Source organism: Deinococcus sp. JMULE3, from assembly GCF_013337115.1.
Lineage (GTDB): Bacteria > Deinococcota > Deinococci > Deinococcales > Deinococcaceae > Deinococcus.
This window is the reverse complement of sequence record NZ_SGWE01000002.1, coordinates 52990-69805: the sequence shown is the minus strand read 5'-3', so window position 1 is coordinate 69805 and position 16816 is coordinate 52990. Positions and strand designations below refer to the sequence as shown.

Annotated in this window: 16 protein-coding genes and 1 pseudogene; 14 read left to right on the top strand and 3 right to left on the bottom strand. The window is 63.5% G+C overall.

Annotated features, from left to right (window positions below; translation table 11 throughout):
- Window positions 1-186 precede the first annotated feature (186 nt).
- From EXW95_RS01690 to EXW95_RS21230, 5 genes and pseudogenes are all read left to right on the top strand, one after another.
- Window positions 187-1183: pseudogene (locus EXW95_RS01690) on the top strand (IS4 family transposase).
- A 97-nt stretch (window positions 1184-1280) separates the two neighbouring features.
- A complete protein-coding gene (locus EXW95_RS01685) occupies window positions 1281-2651 on the top strand; it encodes a replication initiator protein A (protein ID WP_078305757.1) in 1371 nt (456 codons plus the stop codon).
- Window positions 2652-2731: 80 nt separating this feature from the next.
- Window positions 2732-3028: a hypothetical protein gene (locus EXW95_RS01680; RefSeq protein WP_144012372.1), complete on the top strand. Its 297-nt coding sequence runs from the start codon at window positions 2732-2734 to the stop codon at window positions 3026-3028.
- A gap of 199 nt (window positions 3029-3227) precedes the next feature.
- Entirely contained in the window at window positions 3228-3749 is a 522-nt protein-coding gene (locus tag EXW95_RS01675; RefSeq protein ID WP_078305756.1) for a helix-turn-helix domain-containing protein, read from the top strand.
- Complete coding sequence (locus tag EXW95_RS21230) at window positions 3746-4225, top strand: transposase (RefSeq protein WP_174366048.1); 480 nt, start codon at window positions 3746-3748, stop codon at window positions 4223-4225. Before EXW95_RS01675 ends, EXW95_RS21230 begins: the two co-directional genes overlap by 4 nt.
- Here the strand turns inward: EXW95_RS21230 and EXW95_RS01665 are convergent.
- Window positions 4159-5205, bottom strand: a complete 1047-nt coding sequence (locus EXW95_RS01665; RefSeq protein WP_174366046.1) for a transposase — start codon at window positions 5203-5205, stop codon at window positions 4159-4161. The genes EXW95_RS21230 and EXW95_RS01665 overlap by 67 nt on opposite strands.
- Before the next feature lie 466 nt (window positions 5206-5671).
- On the opposite strand from EXW95_RS01665, the gene EXW95_RS01660 reads away from it, so the two are divergent.
- The 8 genes from EXW95_RS01660 to EXW95_RS01625 all read left to right on the top strand — a co-directional run bounded on the left by EXW95_RS01660 (window position 5672) and on the right by EXW95_RS01625 (window position 13124).
- Window positions 5672-6049 (top strand): type II secretion system protein, encoded by a 378-nt coding sequence (locus EXW95_RS01660; RefSeq protein ID WP_078305754.1) that lies wholly within the window; start codon window positions 5672-5674, stop codon window positions 6047-6049.
- Entirely contained in the window at window positions 6046-6441 is a 396-nt protein-coding gene (locus tag EXW95_RS01655) for a Tfp pilus assembly protein FimT/FimU (RefSeq protein WP_144012370.1), read from the top strand. The genes EXW95_RS01660 and EXW95_RS01655 overlap by 4 nt, the downstream gene beginning before the upstream one ends.
- On the top strand, window positions 6441-6839 hold the full coding sequence (locus EXW95_RS01650) for a hypothetical protein (protein ID WP_144012369.1): 399 nt from the start codon (window positions 6441-6443) through the stop codon (window positions 6837-6839). Before EXW95_RS01655 ends, EXW95_RS01650 begins: the two co-directional genes overlap by 1 nt.
- Window positions 6840-6933: 94 nt before the next feature.
- Complete coding sequence (locus tag EXW95_RS01645) at window positions 6934-8724, top strand: prepilin-type N-terminal cleavage/methylation domain-containing protein (protein ID WP_078305751.1); 1791 nt, start codon at window positions 6934-6936, stop codon at window positions 8722-8724.
- Between the two features lie 167 nt (window positions 8725-8891).
- The gene (locus EXW95_RS21225) at window positions 8892-9653 is read left to right on the top strand and encodes a CAP domain-containing protein (protein ID WP_144012368.1); all 762 of its coding nucleotides are present in this window, start codon (window positions 8892-8894) and stop codon (window positions 9651-9653) included.
- An 81-nt stretch (window positions 9654-9734) separates the two neighbouring features.
- Complete coding sequence (locus EXW95_RS01635) at window positions 9735-10607, top strand: hypothetical protein (RefSeq protein ID WP_078305749.1); 873 nt, start codon at window positions 9735-9737, stop codon at window positions 10605-10607.
- Window positions 10608-10669: 62 nt separating this feature from the next.
- On the top strand, window positions 10670-11674 hold the full coding sequence (locus EXW95_RS01630; protein WP_144012367.1) for a hypothetical protein: 1005 nt from the start codon (window positions 10670-10672) through the stop codon (window positions 11672-11674).
- Window positions 11675-11708: 34 nt separating this feature from the next.
- Complete coding sequence (locus EXW95_RS01625) at window positions 11709-13124, top strand: type II secretion system protein (protein WP_078305747.1); 1416 nt, start codon at window positions 11709-11711, stop codon at window positions 13122-13124.
- Between the two features lie 8 nt (window positions 13125-13132).
- On the opposite strand, the gene EXW95_RS01620 is transcribed toward EXW95_RS01625, so the two are convergent.
- Window positions 13133-13600, bottom strand: coding sequence for a C39 family peptidase (locus tag EXW95_RS01620; protein ID WP_058979574.1), 468 nt, complete (start codon window positions 13598-13600; stop codon window positions 13133-13135).
- Between the two features lie 85 nt (window positions 13601-13685).
- Between EXW95_RS01620 and EXW95_RS01615 the strand changes: the two genes are divergently transcribed.
- Window positions 13686-14201 (top strand): hypothetical protein, encoded by a 516-nt coding sequence (locus tag EXW95_RS01615; protein ID WP_160329957.1) that lies wholly within the window; start codon window positions 13686-13688, stop codon window positions 14199-14201.
- Here the strand turns inward: EXW95_RS01615 and EXW95_RS01610 are convergent.
- The gene (locus EXW95_RS01610) at window positions 14164-16809 is read right to left on the bottom strand and encodes a hypothetical protein (RefSeq protein ID WP_144012366.1); all 2646 of its coding nucleotides are present in this window, start codon (window positions 16807-16809) and stop codon (window positions 14164-14166) included. The two genes, EXW95_RS01615 and EXW95_RS01610, sit on opposite strands and share 38 nt — an antisense overlap.
- Window positions 16810-16816: the final 7 nt, after the last annotated feature.

Sequence of the window (16816 nt, the reverse complement as noted above, 5' to 3'; positions counted from 1 at the left end):
CGATGGCCTCAGCACCTGACACTTCAGGTTGAATGGCGTTCTGGACGCAGTGCGGCATGACAAAGGGCGGTATCTGGGTCTGTGACAATCCGCGATACCGCCCGCCTGCATGCTGACACGCTGGCTGCCCACCTCAAAGCCCACCTGCCTCATCGCCGCCTTGATGCCCTGAGGCGTCTGGCCGAAGTGCTCCTGGCACTGCTTCAGGCGGAGTCCACCCGGCACCGCAAGATCGCGCTCCATTTGCCCCGGGACGCCAGTCTCGAATCCAAGACCCGCACCGTGGCCCGCGTCTTCCACGATGCTCAGCTCACCCCGCAGGACGTCTGTGACGTCCTGCTTCCCCTGCTCCCCGACGGCAAGCTCACGCTAGATCATGGACCGGACGACGTGGCACTACGGCCAGACCCCGCTGAACATCCTGGTCCTGGGGGCCATCCTCGGGGGCGCCGTCATCCCGCTGGTGTGGTCGATCCTTCCACACCAGGGGAACAGCAGCACCGGGGCCCGGATCCTCCTGGTCGCCCGTCTGCTCAAGGTCCTGCCCGCCAGACGCTGGGCCGTGCTCATCGCGGACCGGGAGTTCGTGGGGCAGGAGTGGTGCACGTCCCTGCGCTGGAAGCGCATCCGGCAGTGTCTGCGCATTCGGGAGAACACCCGTGTCGAGGATGAGCTCGCTCGGGACCTGTTCACCACACTGCAACCGGGTGAAGTCCGCACGCTATTCGAGCGCACCTGGGTGTATGGCGGGTGGATGCACGTGGTCATCACCCTGTCCCCCGCGGGGGACAGGGTGATCGTCGCCTCTGATTTACCCGTCCTGGACGTATTGAGCACGTATCGTCTCCGCTGGGGCATCGAGTCCGCGTTCTCGTCGTTGAAGGGCCGCGGGCTGAACCTGGAGGCGACCCACATGACGGCCCCTGAGCGGATCTCGCGGCTGTTCGGACTGCTGTGTGTCGCACTGGCGTGGATGGCCCGGGTGGGTGCGCAGACGGGGCAGGAGAGCCCACCGCGGCAGGACAATCGGGGACGGGCGGTGGTCAGCCAGGTGCGAATGGGGTGGCAGGTGCTGAGTCAGGCGGTGCGGTGGGGCGGGGAGGCCTTCTGGGGCTGCTTTGAGCTGCTCAAAACGCCTTTTCCGCCCACCCACACGTCAAATTCCCGAAGTGTCAGGTGCTGAGAGGGCCGTCAGAACGAGGCGACGATCACCCCTACACATGGGACGGTGTCGGCATGACGGCCCAAATTGAATTACTCCAAAACCGTATGATGGCGCCATGGTTAAAGGGCTGCCCATGAAGCCAATTCGTGAAGCGCAGTATCACGATGAGCTGAACCTAGCTCGGCTGAACGTTATCCTAGCCACAAACCGAACCAAGCTGCAGCACTGGCAGAAGAGACTCCAGTTGGACGCGTTTGGAGAAATTGCCATTGAGTGCACCGCAGCTAATGGTCACGTGGTCCCACACGGTCTCGACAATGACGTGTTGATGGGCCTGATCACAGGAGCCGTGTTACAGAATGTTGAACCTGGAGGCGAGATCCGGCTGACCGCGACCGAACTCATTCGATTGAGCGGTCTGCCGGACTGTGAGCGTGTCTTTCAGCGCCTTGAAGAATCTCTGGAGCGGCTCCAGTGGACCGCCCTCAAGATCAGCGAAGCCTGGTTTGATGAGGGTAAACAGCACGCACGCAGCATCAAACTGTCCATCGTCAGCAAACACTGGGTTGAGAACGTTACTGATCCCACTGTCAAGAATCCGGGTCAGTGGCAAGGCATAACAAAGCTGGTTATCCGCCTGGATCCGGAACTGACGAGAAGCATTCGCATTGGATACATTAGGCCGCTCAATAGTGCCATTCTCGGTCAGATCAAACAGCCGATGGGGCGGAGCGTCTACCGAGCACTGTCGCTCCTCCGCACCACCTCAACGACAAGTGGACCAGCGCCGCTGTGCATGGAACTCCCGCTCGTCGCCTGGGCCGATCACCTTGGGTTGACGCATCATCTTCCAGAGCTCAACTTCGTTCAGAAAATTCAGCGGGCCCTGGAACCTGCACATGCAGCCTTGCAGAGCGCAGGCTACTTAGCGGAGGTCAAATATAGTGGCCGAGGTGATGCCAAAACCGTGTCATACACGTTCGCTGCAGAAGAAATGCAGCCGGTCAACCCAGAGGTTGCACAACTACTCCGACCACACCTCGGAGAACAGCGCGCCATTCAGTTGGCCACTGAGCTGACACCAGAGCATGTCCGGACAGTCCTGGGGCAGTTCGAGAGGCTGCTCCAGACTGACTACAGCCGGAAAGTTCGCAGCCGACCAGGGCTACTCCACGACATGTTGATCAATCCAGGCAAGTACAACAGCGTCACCGGTTTGCCAGAAAAACCCACGGCCAGACAACCTATCCGGGAGCTTTTACCCATTGACGACGTCATGCCAACACCAAACCAAGCTGCCTTCGAGATGACCTTTAAAGTCGTGTCTAGATCTTGGCAGGAAGCCAACATCCGGCAGTACAAGCCCCGGTTATGGGAACTCTACAAAGATGGCCGAATCACGACGTTCGACTTGTCACGGCAGCTTTCCGACCTTGATCCATCGTCAGTGGCCGCACAACTTGATCGTTGGGAGCAGGCTGTCTGATCTGTTTGCTCAACTGATAGAACACCAGGAGTGGAGGGAAATCCCTCCGCTTTTTCGTTCAATCACCTCCGACTCTTTGGGTGAGTTCTGGACTGCCTGCCTCCGACTCTTTGGGTGAATTGCCGAAATCCACCACCGACTCTTTGGGTGAATTACCTCCGACTCTTTGGGTGAGTTCTGGACTGCCTGCCTCCGACTCTTTGAGTGAATTGCTGAAATCCACCACCGACTCTTTGGGTGAATTACCTCCGACTCTTTGGGTGAGTTCTGGACTGCCTGCCTCCGACTCTTTGAGTGAATTGCTGAAATCCACCACCGACTCTTTGGGTGAATTACCTCCGACTCTTTGGGTGAAAAAATTGTTTTTTGTCGTCTGAGGCGGAATTTTCCTCGATGCCTAGAAGAAGATCTTCTTATATTTTTAAATGCTTTTAAAACATAAGAAAACTTCATCCAGAAAGGGCACGCAGTTGTCGAGTTGGTCGCCCTGCCGTTCATGGCACAGGCCCACCGCGTCGCACACACGGTTCTGGACCAGTCATTTAAGTACGACGCACCAAAGAAGTAGACTTGGGCATGGCCCGTTCCCATCGGCGCATTGAGATTTCCGAAGAAGATGACCAGCGACTTCGTGAGCTGGAAACCAGTCGGCACACCTGCCCGAAGGTCCGACTTCGGGCCAGCATTCTGCGCCTTCACCGACAAGGTTGGACCGTTCCTCAGCTGTCCAACCACTTCAATCGGAACCATCAGGCGATTCACAATGACCTGACGAGATTCTCCCAACACGGCATTCCTGGGTTGGCGGACGCGTGTTCACCGGGTCGACCTTCCCACATGACCCCAGAGATCGAGCAGTTTCTCCGCGAGAAACTGCTCGAAGAGCGCTTCTGGAACGCTCCGTTGCTCTCCGAGCAGATCAGCAGGACGTTCGGAGTCACCATCGGACCTCGCGCGCTGGCTAATCATCTCCAGCGCCTGGGATACAGCTGGAAGCGGGCCCGCTATTCACCAGCCAAACAGCTCGACCCGGACATCGTTCAGCACCATCAGGACTCCCTCGAGACCTTAAAAAAGGGGCACTGGACGGCAGATTGACCCTGAAATACCTTGATCAGACGGGCCTCTCCCTGATGTTGTCGGTGGGTGCGACCTGGTTCAAGCGTGGTTCTGGGCACCAATTCGCGATCCCCACCCGGTGGGGATCGTCAGGGCGCATCAACTTGATCGGAACCTACAGCCTGCATCGTCACGAAGAGGTACTCGAAGTCCGCGAACTCACAGGAACCTGCACCGGGGATCAGGTCACGGCCTATCTGGACACGCTTGCCGCCGAATGCCGTCCTGGGCAGCTCACAGTCGTGGTGCTGGACAATGCGGCCTTTCACAAGGGAGCTCTGATCAGGGAACGACGTGGGGTGTGGGAGCAGCAGGGACTCTATCTGCGGTATCTCCCGCCGTATGCTCCTTTTCTAACAAGAGTTTCCACTTCCCTGCTGATGTCGTGTCACGCGGCGTCAAGCAGGGGTCCGTCCTGCTCAAGGCCGGTCAGGACGTACTGTTCGGCATTCTGAGCTGCCTGCCGTTGTGCGGCTCGCCACGTCATGCCCGGTCCTTCCCGACGCACCCGTAGCACTGCGTGAAAGGCTTCCACCACGCACCACACCCAGTTCTCCTGCGCCTGGAGCGTCCGGCAATGACAGCGTCCCAGCCCCAGATTCTGCTTGAAGAACCGGTGGATCACCTCGATTCCCCAGCGGGCCTTCCAGGCCCGCAGCAGTGAGCGAACCGTGACGTCACCACCAAACGTGCTGAACAGGAAAAACCGTGTCCACTCCCCGTGCACCTTGCGCCACACGATCAGGACATCGAACCCACCGACCTCACGGGCAACCGGCAATCGACGGACGCGCCACCCGAACTCCGCGTACAGGTGACAGCGTTCCGGAGGGAACTGCCGGCTCAGCGCACCGAGGGTGAGGGACTCACCCTCGAACTGCACGGTCATATTGGCTTTGGCACGGATCAAGACCGGAATCTGATGCTCGCGACTGAAGGTCACGGCCGCGTCCCGCCCGAACTCTCCATCCAGCAGCAGACCCGCCATGGGGACGCCCGCCGCGAGGCAATCCTGAACGACGTGGATCATTTCCTGCGTGGCGGTGCGGTACGGGTAACAGGTCGTCTCAAGGGGCTGGGAAACCTTGAAGCGCTCGAGCAACGGAACTGGATCTTCACCGAACCTGACCAGGGCCGCGGAGGTGAACTGATGGCCCAGACGGGTCTGAGCCTGACCGCTGTAGTGGTAGTTCACGCCTTCCATCGTCCGTCCGGCGTGGGGCACCATGACGAAATCGATGGCCAGGAACGCGCCGGAAGGCGCGTTCCTGGCTCGACGCTGGAGGTCTTCTGTCGATGCGAAGGAGTCCCGTGCCATCTCTTTGGAGATGGCACTTTTCCGCAGGGTGCTGTAGGGGACGAGGCCACTGAGGCTGGTGACCCGGTTCAGCTGGGCGGTGATGATGCTGTGCGGTAGGCTAGGGATGCGAGGCATAGTCACTTCGCATCAAGGCCCATGAGACCGGGGAATTTCAAGCCCCTGCCTCTTGGGCCTTCGTTCTGGTCGCTGTTCTCTCTCGCGTGGAAACTCTTGTTTCTAAACCTGATTGAGGAGGTGTGGCGCAGACTGAAGGGCATCCTGATGCCCCGCCGCTGCTACAACTCGGTCGCTGAACTTCGGGATGCTCTGCTGACTGGGCTCAAGATTCTCGGAACTCGGTTTATCTGAATCTTAAATGCGCTGTACTTAGTACAACGGGTTGCCTGCAGAGTCTTATCCATGACCAAGGGTCCGCCTTAGGCCGTGCAGACCCGCGTGTGCACCGTTGCCCAGACCGAGAACCGCCAACACACTCGACCAAGCATTGATCCCAGGGGGTTTCCACTGTTGTCCCCTGAATACCCCCTCCCCCCTACGGGGGCAACGGTGTCGTCACCCCCACGCACATCACGCTGCAGGCATGCGCCAAGGATTCACACTGATCGAGTTACTGGTGGTGATCGCCATCATCGCGGTCCTCGCCGCCCTGCTGCTGCCCAGCTACGCGGGCGCGATCAAAGACACCGACCGCAGGGCCGCCACCCTCCACGCCCAGGCCGTCCGCCTGGCCCTGAACACGACACTGGCAGGTAATCCCCAGCTGACCACGGCCACTTGGGGGACCGTGACCTGCACGTCGGCGCGCGACATCACCGCGAACGGCGTGACGACCCCAAACGGTGGAAACGGCTGGTCAGATGCCCCCCGCGGCACCTCCTGCGTCGCCGTGTCAGAAACGCAACGCACGTACCGGGTCACCGTTACTCTCGCCGACGGCTCCACCGCGAGTGCACCGTGAACCGCGCCGGATTCAGCATGGCCGAGATCCTGGTCGTCATCGCCATCACGGCCATCCTCACCGCGATCGGCGTCACGGCCATGCCCAAGCAGAACCAGGACGTCACCCTGGACGGCCTGCCGAGCCGGTTCATGGCCGCCCTGGAAAGTGCTCACGGGCAGGCCATGGCCGAACGCACCACCGTCACCCTCGCCGGTACGGCCCGGGAGCTCACCGTGACCACCGTCGACGGGACAGAACGCGTCTCCTTCGCCCCGGCACAGGCGGGCGGCACCATTACCATCCAGCCCAGCGGCTCCACGACAGGCACCGTCACGCTCACGCTGCCCAACGGAACATGCAGCCGGTACAGCCTGACCATGTACGGCACCAGTGCAGCAGGGATGTGCTGATGCGGCATCACGCGCACCGAACGTCCGGGCTCACCCTCGTCGAAGCCCTGGTCGGCACACTCCTCCTCCTCCTCGCGCTCACCGCGTTCGCCGCAGTGGCCGCGCAATCCGCTCGAGTCGTCGCAACCGGGCAACTTGCAGGCTATGCCGCCGATGCCCTGAACGGCGCCGCTCAGGCTGCCCAGCGTGGCAACACGCAGTACACCCAGGCCCGCACCCTTACCTCGGACGAACTCCGCCTCCTTGCTCAGAGCGCGGGCCGACGGAACGATCTCTCAGCAGCCCTGACCGGCGATGTCGTACCCCAAGGCGGCAACCCACCCCGAGTCCGGATTTCTATTCGAGGACCCGGTATCGCCATCAGCGAGGTGGTCACTGTCCCAGGCGGCACCCCGTGACCCGCCCCCACACCCGTCGCAGATGGGTGCCACCGTTTACCACTGGTCCCCCCATCCACCATCCGGCCCCCGTCACACCACCTGAGGAGTCATCATGATCAAATCCACCCCCCCACCCATACGCGGCTTCACCCTCATCGAGGTCCTGGTTGCCGTCACGATCGCTGTCCTAGTCGTGGGCTTCGTCGTCGCCATCATCCCTCGCGCGACCAGTACCTCCGCCGAACAGGCCCAAACAGTGCGCGCCACGACCCGCGTGAGTGCCGTCACCCAGATCCTCGTCGAGCAATTCAACGACGGGGGCTTCGCCGGCTTCACCACGGGCACCAGCTCCACACTCACCGCCGTGTTCACGACGGGCGCTTCAACCACCGTGCCCCTCCAGCGAGACTTCGCCACGGCCTCGACCATCTACGTGCCCGGCCTGCGGGCCACTGTAGGTAGTCAGGTCCTGCTCGTCACCTCATCCGGCATCAGCAAGGTCGCAACCGTGACAGCCATGCCGAGCACGGGCGTATTCACGCTCGACTGCCAGCCAGGCCTGCCGACCACTGGCACGGTCGTGGCCTACCCGGCGCGCACGCTCACCCTGGCCCTCCAGGACGGCACCATCCGCCGCACCACCAACGGCGTCACGAGCAGCCTGGGCAGCAGTGAAGGTGTCTCGTTCTCGTACCTGTACGAGGAGACCCCGTCCGGCCGCCTCATCCGTGACCCAGCAGGCGCTCCTGCGAACCGCGTAGCCGCTGGCACACTCGTCGGCCTCGTCCCAGTCAGTGTCGATCCCCGAGCTGATCGCGCAGCCGCTGTGCCCCTCCAGGTGTCTAGGATCCGCCGCATGCTGGGATGCACCGAATCGGCCGCCATCACCCCGAACGAAGGCCGCCTGAACGTCACCATCTCCGGCCTCCCCACCGGCGCCACACCCGACGTGAGCCTGAGCGGCCCGGACGCCGCCGTCAACGGACAGCGCCCCACGTCCAGCCAGAGCTACCAGCCCGTCCAGCGCGGCACGTACGCCATGACCGCACGGCAGGTCAGCGCGGGCGGCCGCACGTACGTCCCAGAAGTCCGCGGGTCACCCGCCACACTCCTGAACACCTGGGGCCAGATCTACATGGCCACCACGTACCGCGAAGCCCGGGGCACCATCACCGCCAACGTCACTGGCCTCCCCGCCGGCGGCCAGGGCACCATCACCCTGACTGGCCCCGACGCACAGACCATCAGCGTCTCGAACGGCAGCACGGCCATCAGCGTCGCCGCCGGAACGTACAGCGTGTCCGCACCCGCCGTCACCATCAGTGGCGTCACCTACACACCGACCGTCCCCTCCTCGATCACCGTCACCAATAACGGCAACGTCACGCTCCCCGTGAACTACACCGCGCCGACTGGCGGAACGTTGGTCGTCAACGTGATCGGCCTCCCGACCGGAGGCATGGCCGACATCACCTACTACTACCTTGCGAACGGCGCGACGTCGAAGCAAACATCAGGCAGTGGAACCGTTACCTTCTCGGGCCTTGCAGCAGGCAACTACGTCGTGTATGGCAGCAATTGGCTGACGTACGCCACAACCAACGTCGTCGCGACCCTTCCGGCGGGTGGAACGCAATACGTCACGTTGAACTACGGACTCGGAGCTAGCGAACCGAGGGATCCACCTGATCCACCTGTAGTGCCGACACCGGTCACCCCACCACCGAGTAGTCCGAGCCCCACACCTACACCCACACCTACGCCGAGTCCCACACCCACACCATCACCAGAGCCGAGTCCGACACCAACTCCGCCACCTTCCGGCGGCGGTGGTGGCGGTGGTGGCGGTGGGCCACCCCAGTGCTTCTACGACGGACATGGTGATGGATCGTGTGGTTTTTAACACTAGTCATCACTATCGCTTGACAAGAGCCCCCGGTATTGCTCTTTAAGAGGAGAGGATTTGGCTGGCACTCCAGTGGCCCACGACGCCCAAACGTGAGTACCGCCAAGTCCTCTCCTTTCTCTCACACACACGCTCAGGCGCCACGTCCGCCACTAGGAGCCACCATGAAACGTCTTGCTGCATCTGTGATCCTTCTGAGCGCCCTGCTCGCCTCCTGTGGAGGTACGACCCCCACCACCCCACCGCCCCCCACCACCAATATCCCTGAACCCAGCACACCAACTCCCACACCCACCCCGGAACCCGTTCCGCCCACTCCAACTCCTACGCCACCGCCAGCGCCCACAACGGTGTTTATTCCGGTGGCCGGCGCTGCCGTAGGCAGCGGGGACGGGACTGTGATCGGCACAGTTCGAGTCAGTCCGAGTACACAGGAAGTCGAAGTGATGACACTCGCCAACGAGCTCCGCACAAAAGGAACGCTCAACGGCCAACCCGCAATAGCGAAAACCTGCGCTGAGGGTACCTTCCGAGCAAATGAGCTCCAGCCACTCACATATCAAGGCCTCCTGTCCTACGCGGCGCGGAAGCACAGCACATACGTCGCAGAAGTGAGCTACGACGGTCACGACGAGCTTCAGACCGACTCGACGTTCTTCTACGGAGCGTCTCCCCGTGCCCGCAAGGACCGAGCGTACGAGGAATTTTCTGTACCCGCCCTCAACTTCGGTCCGGGAGAAATCGTAGCTACCGGGCGCACCAGACCCACTGCCGACGCAGTGCTGCGTGCTTGGATGGCCAGCGCCCCACACTGTGCGATTCTGATGTCCGCAAACGCAAAGTTCATGGGCGCCGGATACGCGTACGCTGAACCGAACACCGCTGCAAACCGGTGGGGGCACAGCTGGACCATGATGTTCTTTTGAGCCTGTTGCGTTTCAAGGCCCCGTTGTGGGGCCTTTTTTCGTGCTCGTTGTGGTCACCCCTATGCCGGCTAGGGTCAAGAAATGCACAAGCATATCCTGGCGGCCGCTTTGGCCCTGAGTTGCACCGCACACGCCCTCACGATCCGTCTGCCCGAGAGTCTCGAAGTCGGCCGTCGTATTCCCCTGACGACCATCCTGGATAGTCGCTCAGCTACGGTCGCCAGCAATGCCCCCGACGTGATCGAGGTGAGTGGGGGCGCGTTGATCGTCAAACGTCTGACGCCGACCGGCACGGTCGTAACGCTCACCGCGAAGGAGGGCGTGACACAGGCCCAGGCGAATGTCCGGACGCACGGGGTGGAGGTGATGCCTGGCCTGGGCACACTCCTGCCCGGCACCTCAGCGCCAGGCCTGCATCCGTTCGTCGTGGTGCGTGCCCGAACCACGAGCGGGAAAGGTCCCGAGAAGATGACGATCACGCTGAAGAAGGGGGACCAGGTGATTGGGAAACCCCTGCAGGTCACGCCCTTCCAGCTGGGCGGCATGAGTGCTTTCGCGTCGACGTTGCCGGTGACCGGGCCGGTCACCATTGAGGTGAGAGCGGCCGACGTGGCCCTCGCGGCAGCCTTCAGCACGGGTGGCATTGTGCCGGCGACGGCCAGTCTGGTGCAGGGCGTGAGGGGCTCCGTGCAGGGGCGAGCGCTACAGCTCACCGGGACTCTGCCCGCAGCGACGACGGTCTCGGCACGGCTGATCCGGCAGGGAGCGGTGGTGCACGAGCAATGGTTGAACGTCGCCGCATTCCCGGCGACCGTGCCTCTGACTCAGGCCCCCGCGGGAGCAGCAGATCTGGATCTGCGTGTCTATAGCGAACCCGTCTTCAATGACAGGACGGTGCTGCCGGGCAGTGCCACCTTCGTGCAGTACCGGGCAGCCAAGCTCAATCTGCGTTAGTGATCTCCCACAAACGGCACCACACAAACGTGGTCACCCCCCGGCATGGGACGGTGGACACCATGGATATCGCTGCGGGTACGCTCACACTCCGACCGAACAGTGCGGCCTTCTCGCCCAAACCCGGCCAGCAGGATCTCGCCCTCCTGAATCAGCATCTGCAGGAGCGGTACGCGCTCAGCACCCTGCACAATGGCCTCCTCTACCGCGCTGTCGTCGGTGCGGCCGTAGCTGACCTCATGACGCGCGATTCTCCGACAGCATCCCCGCTCGCCGAGCAGCTGCTCCGACAGACCATCGATGCAGCCCGTCTCGCCTGGGTCGTGGATCGCGCGGGCGGACGACCGCAGGTTCGCCTCTCTCAACCCATCCTGACTTCCCAGGGCGTGTGGTACGGCCCGGCAGAGCAGGTCCTGAACCAGCACGACCTCTCGGCGCACTGCGATGCTCACAGTGCCGCATACATGCAGGCGCAGTACCCACTCCACGTTCCCCAGGATGGTTACTGGGATGGCCTGGAGGCCTGTCTGTACGCCGCACCAATACCGATCATGCTGCCGCCCCACGTGCGGTTGCTGATCACTGATATCCGCGGCCGCCGCCAGAGTGCCCACACCACCCCGATCCTGTGGGACGCACAGGTACCGGCTGGGCATCACAACGCCACTGTCGTCCACCTCTCCCACCCGGAAGCGTCAATCGGCGAGGTGGTCCTCGTCCTAGATCTGCCCCGACCCGGCGTACAGCAGACCATGGAGGAGCGTGGTGCGCTCCGGAGCATCACCTACCTGACGAGGACGACGTCCTGGCAACTGGGTTGGCAGACCACTCAGCGCATCCAGCCGGACGGCAGGGCCACGGACGGATCAACCGTTCACTATCAGGCGGTCAGCCAGGGCCAATGGGGCGCTCAGGAGGCCCGGCATCTTGCCCTGGCCCTCGCGGCCGTCCCGCGTGATCTCTTGCCCTGTACACACCGGACCAGCCAGAACTGGCCCGTCGCGTACTACCCGTTGCACCCGGCCAGCTCGTCGCGCCCGACGGCATCTCAGCACACCACACCATGAGTGTCGCCACCCCCACGCACGCCACGCTGACGGCATGCAACCGAGAGGCTTTACCCTCATCTGGGTCCTGATCGTCCTTGTGATCCTGGCCGCCGTCAGCGGCGCCATGCTGCAATCCGCCAACACCAGCGACCGGACCGCACGCGCCGTCGCGCGGGGCACCCTCATTCGCATCCAGGAACAGAACACCCTGACCTACGGTCAACGCCTCCTGGAAGCCAATGCAGGCACACTCCTCCGGTCCCTACCAGCCGCGAGTTCACATGCGACCGGAGAACTCCAAAGCCAGTTGCAACGCCAGGTCGACGAGTGGTGCACCCGGAACATCGACGGGAGTGGAAGCCAGATTCGGATCTACTTCTCCTCCACGGCGTGCGGTACGGGGCTGCCCGAAGGACAGACAGCTCCAACCCTCCAGTTGAAAAGCACGGGCACGAACCTATGGGCCATGGAGGCCGAATTCTTCCTCGTGGCAGGACCGCCGAGTCGCCCCACCGTTCGCCGAGGCACACTCAACGCGCGCTATGGTGCGCCCCCTGCCAGCGCGTACGCCCTGCTGAGCGCCGGCGACACCACGCTCGATTCGCGCGTCCGCATCCAGGGAGACGCGCACGTGGATGGCCGACTGACGCTGCGAGGTACGGTGGATCTCAGTGGAGCCCTCAGCACCAGCAACTGTCAGGTCGTCACGGCCGGATGTGTCGGCGCCGCTGAAGTCAATCTCGCCGACACCCGCACCAATGTCATGTCCATCGTCCCCACGCCCGCTCACCCGGCTGACCTCACCGGTGCCCTCAGCGTCGGCCAAGCGGGAGAGACGGCCGGGATGACCACACCCAGCCTGTCAGGCCTCACGATCGTGGCCAACACCGTCGACCTCGGTGTCCTGGCAAGTGGTGAGCAGTACATCCGAGCTTGCGTGTCGTTCTTCGCGTGCACGACGTACCTCGGGACGACAGACGGCGACCTACAGGAAGGGAGCGTGCGGAACGCCACCCTCATCTCAGGGTGGACCGGCGCGATCGGCATCACGCCCGCAGGGTCGGAGGTGGTGATCCGTCCCGTCAACCCTGACGCGCCGAGCGTGGCGCGCTCACTGAGCCTCGTCGTGACGGGGGCCGCGAAGGTGGACGGGAACCTCACGTACACGCAGACCAGTTGCTCAGTCGACTCCTGCACGTCAGACCTGTCCACGGACGCCCTGTCCATTCAGGCCTCCAGGGTGACCGTGACGACTCGCACCGTGCGGACCCACGCGACAGTCATCACGGATCAGTTCCTCGTGACAGCCCCGTTAACCCTGTTCGGATCGCTGATCGGTGCACCGACCGGGGTCAACGCGCAGCTGTACATCCAGGGCGATGCCAGAGCCCGCACGGGCCTCGCGCCAGTCGGTGTGCCCCGGCTGGCTGCACGGTGGCGCGCAGCCACGGTCACGGTGGACCAATGATCCGCTCCTCAGCCGATGGCGCGGCGCACCACGTCCCGCAGGGCGGGGGGGTACAGGACCGCGAAGGTGCCCTGATGATCCGCCCAGACCCGTTCGAAATCTGCGTAGGGCATGGTGACGTACCCCAGCAGGGGATCCATGAGGTACACCAGACGGCGGGCGTCGTCGAATCCGGATGCAACCCGCCAGTGCGGGATGCTGCGCCCGGCGATCATCTGCGTCTGCAGGACGATCAGCGGCAGTCCATTCCGGATGGCCGAGCGAACGGTTTGAACACTGCCACCACGGAACAGGCGCGCCTCCATCCCAACTTGTGGGGCGTAATCAACGATCGCGCGCGCGGTCATATACGAGCGGGACGTAGGGCGGGTCTGAGCAGAGACGGCCGCCTGTGTCACCCGAATCCCGTAGTACTCGAGGACCTGCGTGATACTGGCAGGACCACAGGCGTTGAAGGTCTGGCGTACCAAGGGCATGCCCTGCAACACGTACCCAGACGGCTGGGACACGTACCTAACGGGCACATGCTGTGCCACAGCTCCCCCGCCCATCGTAAGATGAGTGACCGTTGCCCAGAACAGGAGGGCAGCAATGCGGTTTGATGTCATACCGGAGAGTTTCATCGGTATAGGGGTGATCGAAATGGCAGGGCGCGTTTTCACATTCTTGGATCCCAGGCCTATCGCGCCCGGCCGGGCACGCATGCTGATGCCCGACCGGACCGTGGCCGCAGTCGAATACGTTCCCGACTGGTACTGGAAGCGAGCGGAACGGGTCGTGGGGTTTGCCGACCTGATGTTGCGTGGGGACGTGTACCTGTACACGTACTTCACCTGTGAGGAAGCCGACGACGGGACGATGTTCGAGACGGCGTACGCGACCCCAGAGGACTACGGCCGCTGGACGGTGATCGCACGGGCCCAGACGGCCCATGAAGCACAGGAAATCCAGGCCACGATTCGGGCCGCGTGGTGGGAGGGTCCAGAGCAGCACCGGTATCCTCCAGCTGAGCGGGGTTTCCGCATTCCCCCGCCTGGGTTCACGGTGCCAACGCACCCGCTGGATGAGACAGGCTGATCAGCAGCGGATCACGCGTGCACAGTTCGACCCGGGCGGCCTCTGCGGCGTCCGGGTCGACTCGTGACCACTGCGCGAGCCGCTGCGCGAGGATCCGCCGGGCTTCATCCCGCAGATCCGTCAGGGCGGGTGTCGGATCGTGTCGGGCGTACACCGGGGCGCGGTACAGCCGCAGCAGATCCTGGAATGGACACTCGCTGAGCGCGTTCAGATCACTCCGTACGTGCCAGCCGGAGAGCGTCAGACTGCCGCGTTCGGACCCGAGCGGCGCAGTCTGACCCGTAGCCGCCTTGAACGCGGTTTTCAACTTGTAGTGATTCTGTTCCGGCTTCCCACGGTAGTCGGGGGCATACACGTCCTGCGCGGCTGAGACGGCCAATTCGCCACGCTGGGCGAGGATGATCATGGGCAGCACCAGGACGGGCTGCAAGTCGAGTACTGTCCCGTTCACGCGAATTTCCGGCATGGGCCGGAGGATGGCGACTTCCAGGTTCTGCCGGTTGTGCACCCCCTGCAGCAGGCGGGGAATCGCCACCTGCAACAGCTGCCCGTAACTGTTGATGACGCCGGCGCCGAGCCGACGGTACAGGAAGTCCAGTTCGCTGGACAGCGTGATGTCGAGGGTCTGCGACCGCAGCGCGGCGACCACCAGGAGAGCGCGCAGTTCCAGGGGCAGTTGCAGGCGATTGCCGGACACCCGGCGATTGGGGTTCAGGAAGGCCTGATCGAGGTATGCCAGAGCCGTGTTGACGTCGCGTTCATGGCCCAGACGGTCGCGCAGGCGCTGGAGGCGGATGGACGTTGCGTCACCGACAGGCAGGACGGCTGTGGCAGCCAGCAGGATCAACGCTTCGCGCAGCGCCGGCTGATGATGCAGCTCTTCCGCGATGGACGCGGCCTGCGTGGCGTAGTGCGCGCAGGAATCCGCATCACCGTGCCGCAGGTACAGGCGCGCCCGAGTCACTGCCACCTGCAGGGCGGTATCCCGCTGCGCCGTATCCATGGACACGGCCAGGGCGAGGAGCTCGGCCGCGGTATCCAGATCGCCGTCATCCGCCCAGTACCGGGCCAGCTGGTGCAGGGCTGTCAGGACGTCCAGGCTGGGCGTCAGGACCTCAGCGGCCTCCCGGGCGAGACGGGCACTTTCACGGCCCGCCTGGCGGGCACCCAGGACCGCGCACGCCAGGGTACGGGCGACACGGGCCAGGACCATGGCGCTGCCCAGCTCCTCTGTCAGGTCTCCGGTCGCCAGGACGGTATAGGCCGCTTCATCCGCTTTCTGCGCGTACTCGCGAGCAGCGTCCCCTGTGAGCTGCTGGGCATGCTGCGCGTACACCAGGCTGAGCTGCGCGAGGAGCGCGTAGGGCGGCGCCTGGGTGGAGGAGGTGATAGCGGCCTGCAGGTGCTGCACGGCGAGCTCGTAGTTCCCGGTGCGGTACCGGAATTGGCCGATCAAGGCGTGTGTGCTGGCGGGGTCGGCGCCGGCCCCAAGGGCTTGTTCGGCCATGCTGAGTCCGCGGACCAGGGCGCCTGCTTCGAAGCACGCTTGGGCGAATGCGACGTGCAGGGGTGAGCCAGGTTCAGGTGAGGCCCGCTGGAAGAGCGGGAGGGCCGCCGACAGCTGTTCTGCGCTCCGCAGGGTCGGCAGCATCCGCTCGAGGAGTGCACGGGCCTCCGTACCGGCGCCACTGGCCAGGTATGCCTCGACGGCCGCCATGGGTTGATGCACTTCGAGTGCCCCAGCGATCGCCTGTTGGGCGCTGGCGTACTCCGACGGCAGGACTCGCAGTTGGAGGCGCAGCTCTTCCCGCACGATGGGGTGCGGCACCCACGCGTCGCTGTCGAGGCGAGTACAGGGCACGCCATACGACAGGGCCGTCGCAAGCCACCCTTCCGTGAGGTTTAAGGCGGTGTTGACTGGATCAAGGGTGCGCCAAGTCGGCAGCAGGCTCGCGCGGCGAAGGGACGGGATGATCGTGTCTGGCACGGTCAGGAGCAGCTCCTGCGCGACCACGCGGGGGTCGTCACCCAGGGTGATCAGCGAGACGGCGGCTGGCCAACCCTGCGTTAATTCCATCTGCGCGTCAGTCAGGCCCATGTTGCGCATCTCGTCCGTGCTCAGGGCAAGTTCGCGGTCTGTGATCAGTTGAGTGGGCACATTGCGTAGGCGCAGGGTGCGGGTGGGGAAGTCCTCTGGCGTGGTGCTGGCCACGATCCAGCGGATGCCAGAGAGTTGAGGAAGCAGGTTGGTGAAGAAGCGGCGGCCGTCGTTGTTCAGCGTTTCGGCGTCGTCGAGCAGGAGCGTGAGGGGGGCGTGCAGGTTCAGGTCATGCCGCAAGGCGGCCGCTGCCGCGCGTTCAGTCACGGTGCTCCGGGCGAGCTCGTACGGGAGCTGATTGCCCGGGTGAGATGGGAGTGCGCGAGCAATGACCCGGGCGATGCTGATCGGATCAGGGTCGGCGTCGCTCAACCGGATGTAGAGGTGCCCTGGATCAGTGCTGAGGGCGACCAGATGGGTCGATTTGCCATACCCGTTGCCGGCCACGAGGGAGACGACGGTGGTCGCTGGATTACGCAGGTCGGTGAGGATGTGTGGACGGTTTGGCATGGGTACG